This window comes from Streptomyces sp. NPDC002845 (assembly GCF_053591955.1).
This window is the reverse complement of the sequence record NZ_JBSFUU010000183.1, coordinates 1-4,485: the sequence shown is the minus strand read 5'-3', so window position 1 is coordinate 4,485 and position 4,485 is coordinate 1. Positions and strand designations below refer to the sequence as shown.

Here is a 4,485-nt window from a genome sequence, read left to right as displayed (position 1 = left end):
GACTCGACCGGCACACCACCGATCACCCAGAAGAATCCTCCGCCGCCCCAGCCGCATGATCAACCCCCGAAGGACTTATGACGCAGACCACTTAGATGCCAGCGGCAGGAAGCCGGCACCTGTGCGGTGGTCACTTCCTTGGGGTGCAGGGCGATGGGCCGCTGGTCGTTGCGCTGGTACCAGTCGATGCGGTTGCCGCACTGGCGGCAGCGGCCGCTCTGGCCGGTGCGCAGCAGGCGGCTGGGGCTGGTGGAGGCCACGCGCAGGGGGCGGCGGGCGCGTGTGGTGGGGCTGCCGTCCCAGTGGCGGCCGGTGGAGGCGGTGTTGGGGTACATGGCGGGGACCGTGCCAGGCGGCGCGCCGTGAGGGCGGTAGCGGCAGGCGCACCGTCCTACGGATGGCGCAGCACAGTCACATGGGTGTGCGAGTTGCCGTGCGGGCGTTCGGTGGCTGCTCGCCGGTTCGGGTGATTCACGTGCGGCGGCGACGGGGTGCAGCAGAGGAGCTGAGCCCTGGCGGGCCGAAGTCAGGGAGTCTGCGGGCCGGGTGGGGTGTGGTCCTCGCAGAGCGGGCCGAGCAGCTGCTCGATGGGCACGTCGAAGGTGTGGGCGAGGGCGTGCCAGGTGGTGATGCTGCCGGTGGTGCGGCCGTGTTCGAGGTCGATGAGGGTGCGCCGGGCCAGGCCGCTGCGGCGGGCGAGTTCGTCGAAGGTCCATCCGCGCTCGCTCCTCAGCCGCGCGAGCGTGACGCGGAGCGCGGTGAGGTCGGGGTCGGGTGGCAAGATCGTCACCCCACCATCCGACGGTGCAGGACCCTGCCCTGCCAGTGCAGACTTCTGCACTATCTGTGCAGGTGGGCGGCGCGGGCACCGACGCCGCACAAGTGCAGAGATCCGCACTACGGTGCAGCCGACTCCGCTCTTGCTCATCGGGAGAACGCGGCACCCCGCCAGCATGGATTTCGGATGGGAGGGCAACGAGCCGATGCGGCTTGCCAGCACGCATGCCACGGTGCAGCGCATCTGGACGGTGGAGCTGCGCCCGCAGCCGGGCGGGCCCGCCCTGGCCTGCCCGCGCTGCACGCTGCACACTCACCCCGTGCAGGCCGCCTCCGCACGATCTGCGGCCCTGACCCATCTGGCCCGCCATGCCCGCACCGATGCACTGCCGGGGCACCTGCGTACCTGCCAGTGCCGGGCGCGCGGCTGCCGCTGGCATCCCCGCCACCGCGGCTGCTCAGGTCCGGTACTGCTCGCCCTGACCTGCGACCGCGGCGGCCGCGCGTGGCGGCTGGCCGATGCCTGCGCCGCCTGCGCCGCGGCGATGAGCCACACCGCCGTCGTACCGCCCACACTGCTGAGCCCCGGCCGCACACCGCCCGTCTCCGGCAAGGCACGGCCCGCGCGTAGTACGCCGCCGTACGGGCCGGGCGAGCAGCAGCGGGTGCGGGAGATGCTCACCTATCTCGCCGCCGCGCTGCCCCGGTTCTCCTCCCCCACCGCCCGGCTGCTGGCCCTGCAGTGCGCACTGCGCGCCGACCGCCAGGGGCGCGTCCGGCTGCCCGGCGGCTTCCTGCGCGGCATGCGCCTGCACGGCCGTACGGAACTGTGGCACGAACTGGAGCACGCCCACTGGTTGCACTGCCTCACCCGGAAGCACTCCCACATGACGGTGCAGATGCTCGATGACGCCGTTCTCGCCCAGGAGCCCGGACGGACGTCTCGGATCCGCGCCGCCCACTGGGCCCTGCGCCCTACGCCGTTGGCCCTGCCGACCGCACCACCCGCTCTGCGACTGACTGCCCTCGTACTGGCCGCACACACCTCCGCCCATACCGAACACAGCACCGATATGGATGTCCTCGCCCGTCTGTGCGGGCACTCCCCGCAGCAGACCGGAGAGCTCCTCGACCGGCTGGTGATCACTCGCACGCTGGGGTCCTGGTCTCACAACCGGGAGACCGACGAGGTGTTCTGGCAACTGCCCGAGCCCCGTGCACGATCTCGCCCTGCGGTAGGGCTCCGCGGGTACCAGGCGCCGCTGCCTTGAGGCCGGACTCGGGCAGAGGGCCTCGCGGGAGAGGAATAACCGGCTCCGCCTGTCCGTACTATCTCTACGCCAAGGCACCATGCGGCAGTGATGGCGTCCAGGAGCGCGCCGCCGGCGCAGCCCAAGAGCAACGCTGCCCCGTCCGGAGCCGCCCCGCACTGCGACCACAGCCGCACACCGAGGAAAGGACAAACCATGTCCGAGAGCACGACTACCGCCACGGAACTGACATCGCATTACATCGCCCAGGTGGCCGGCGACCTCGACCGCAACCTCAAGGAGCAGGAACGCATCGGTGCGGAAATCACCGCCCTCCAGGAGCAGTTGGCCGCCCTGCAGCAGGACCACACCGTGCTGGTGAACATGCAGCAGGCACTCGGCATCACGGAAGCACCAGCCGGGCCCGCCGTCACGTCCGAGGGCACCGCGGTGCCCTCCCCCCGAGAGGGGACCGGCGCCCGTGGCGGGCGGAGGACAAGGAAGAACACGACCGCGCAGGGACGCACGACGACCAGGAAGTCAGCCGCCAAGAAGCCCACGGTCACATCCGCGGCCGCCACAAAGACAGCCCAACCCACCCTGGTGGAACTCATCCGCCGCCACCTCGCCGAGCAGAGCGAACCACGCTCCGCTGCGGAAATCTCCACCGCGCTCGGCCAGGTCCATCCCGAGCGCGACATCAAGACCAAGGTCGTACGCGTCACCCTCGAAGGCCTCGTGGCCAAGAGCCAGGCACAGCGCACCAAGCAGGGCGCCTCGGTCTACTACACCGCCCCCGACGCACCGGAGGCGACGACTGCGCCCCAGGCCGAGGCGCAGCCCGAAGACACAGGCCACTGAAGCCAAGGAGTCCGGTCCCGGGCTGCCCGCGCCGAAAACCTGCTGCAGGCCGAGCGTGGCTGGCACGTCTGTGCCCGCCTCACTCCCGCCGCGCCATCCCACCTCCACGCACGGAGCACGGCCGCGTTATCCCGCCAGCAGTGTCGATTCGCGGACCTCTCGTCCAAGGAGCGCTGTCCGCCGCATGACTCGGCGTTGCCGCGAGCGGCGGCCTTGACCAGGGTCTTCTTCGGCTGCGGATCATCCGCATCTCGTTGACTGCCAGAGCCCCAGCGGAAGGAGTCGGCGCGGCTGCAGGGTGCGGAGCTGCGGGCGCTCTCAGCGCGGCCGCCAGGTGCGCACCTCGAGGTGGATGATCTGAGCGTCCGCGCGGATACGGCCCCCCTCCACGAGCCATTGGTGAACGGCGGCGGTCACGTCGCCGGCGGCGGCATCCACGCGGCGGGCGAAGTCGGCGGCGTCGAAACCGCCGGTCTGGGCGGAACCGTAGGAGCGTTCTTCGGTGTGGTCAGCGCGCTGGATGACGTCACGGCGGATGCCAGGTGAATCGGTACGGCTGCCGGAGGGGTGCAGATAGGCGGTCTTGGCCAGGCGGACGGTGAAGGCCAGGCGCAGCCCCAAGCGGGCGGCTTCGCCGATCAGCGGGCGCAGGCGGGCGGAGCCGGAGGCAATCGCCTGGGCGCCGAGGCGGCCGGTGCCGGAGCCGGTGGGGGTGATCAGGACGGCCTTGCTGCGGACCCGGGCACGGGCACCGGAGGCGGTGGTGCGCCGGGTGGTGTGGCGGGCGGCGATGGCGGCGAGTTCAGGCAGGTCGGTGATGCCGCCGGCCTCAACGGCGGTGAGGACTTCCCGCAGGGCGGTGACGAAGGCCGCGCCCTTGTTCTTGGTGTAGAACTGCGAGACGAGGGAGGGGTCGCGGTTGATGATGCGGGCGATGTCGCGTTTGGTGTAGCCGGCCTGTTGGAGCCGGTCGGCGAGGCGAGCCGCCTCGTTCAACTCCCCCCGCCTTCTGGGGCGGTTGGAGCGGGTACGGGGCGGCATCAGGTCTCCTGACCGGCGGTGAGGGCGGCACGCCCGGCGTTGCGCAGCGTCAAGAGCTCTTCCTCGGTGGTGGGCGCCGCCAGAGGACCGGTGAGCTGTCCACGCAGAAGGTAGTCGCCGGGCTGGTGGTGGTGAGGCCAGTTCTGCGCCTGGGTGAGGTAGAGGGCGTCGGTACGGAAGGCGATGACGCTGCCGGGCGCGGTATGCAGGGCGCCGGCGTAGGTGTCCTCCTCGCGGTGGCGCTGGGTGAGCAGGGCGGCGCGGGCGCCGGACCAGATCGCGGCGGCCCATTCGGGGTGCGCGTTGGGGTCACGGGCGAAGCCGGTGGGTTTCTGCCAGGTGATCTGCTCTTCGTCGAAGCCGATGATTTCGGCGTCCGGCGGTACATCGCGCTCGGCGCCGCGGGGGGTGCTGCCGGTGACCATGCGGGGGCGCTGAGCAAAGGAGCCGATGCCGTACAGGGGGTGCCGATGTAATCGGGGTGGCCGTGCCGACGTATTAGGGGTGGGCGTGCCGGTCGGGGCCTCGCTGAGGGCGGGCCGGTATCGGTTCTGGC

The 4,485-nt window shown here is 71.3% G+C and carries 6 protein-coding genes; 2 read left to right on the top strand and 4 right to left on the bottom strand.

The genetic code is table 11. The annotated features are described in order from the left end of the window. Positions 1-59: 59 nt before the first annotated feature. Positions 60-335 (bottom strand): DUF6083 domain-containing protein, encoded by a 276-nt coding sequence (locus ACWD3C_RS47925; protein WP_451155041.1) that lies wholly within the window; start codon positions 333-335, stop codon positions 60-62. Positions 336-526: 191 nt separating this feature from the next. Beyond that, positions 527-790 carry a helix-turn-helix transcriptional regulator gene (locus ACWD3C_RS47920; RefSeq protein WP_451155039.1) on the bottom strand — a complete coding sequence of 88 codons (264 nt, stop codon included), beginning with the start codon at positions 788-790 and terminating at the stop codon, positions 527-529. 163 nt (positions 791-953) lie between these two features. Here ACWD3C_RS47920 and ACWD3C_RS47915 point away from each other — a divergent pair, with 163 nt between their 5' ends. Further along, complete coding sequence (locus ACWD3C_RS47915) at positions 954-2,048, top strand: hypothetical protein (RefSeq protein ID WP_451155037.1); 1,095 nt, start codon at positions 954-956, stop codon at positions 2,046-2,048. 195 nt (positions 2,049-2,243) lie between these two features. Then, positions 2,244-2,888, top strand: a complete 645-nt coding sequence (locus tag ACWD3C_RS47910) for a hypothetical protein (protein ID WP_451155035.1) — start codon at positions 2,244-2,246, stop codon at positions 2,886-2,888. 318 nt (positions 2,889-3,206) lie between these two features. Here the strand turns inward: ACWD3C_RS47910 and ACWD3C_RS47905 are convergent, their stop codons facing one another. After that, complete coding sequence (locus ACWD3C_RS47905) at positions 3,207-3,929, bottom strand: helix-turn-helix domain containing protein (protein ID WP_451155033.1); 723 nt, start codon at positions 3,927-3,929, stop codon at positions 3,207-3,209. After that, a complete protein-coding gene (locus ACWD3C_RS47900) occupies positions 3,929-4,354 on the bottom strand; it encodes a hypothetical protein (protein WP_451155031.1) in 426 nt (141 codons plus the stop codon). The genes ACWD3C_RS47905 and ACWD3C_RS47900 overlap by 1 nt, the downstream gene beginning before the upstream one ends. Between the last annotated feature and the right edge of the window lie 131 nt (positions 4,355-4,485).

Excerpts from the sequence above, each read along its gene's own strand:
- ACWD3C_RS47925 (WP_451155041.1), bottom strand. The coding sequence starts at position 335 with ATGTACCCCAACACCGCCTCCACCGGCCGCCACTGGGACGGCAGCCCC.
- ACWD3C_RS47915 (WP_451155037.1), top strand. The coding sequence starts at position 954 with ATGGATTTCGGATGGGAGGGCAACGAGCCGATGCGGCTTGCCAGCACG.
- ACWD3C_RS47910 (WP_451155035.1), top strand. The coding sequence starts at position 2,244 with ATGTCCGAGAGCACGACTACCGCCACGGAACTGACATCGCATTACATC.
- ACWD3C_RS47905 (WP_451155033.1), bottom strand. The coding sequence starts at position 3,929 with ATGCCGCCCCGTACCCGCTCCAACCGCCCCAGAAGGCGGGGGGAGTTG.
- ACWD3C_RS47900 (WP_451155031.1), bottom strand. The coding sequence starts at position 4,354 with ATGGTCACCGGCAGCACCCCCCGCGGCGCCGAGCGCGATGTACCGCCG.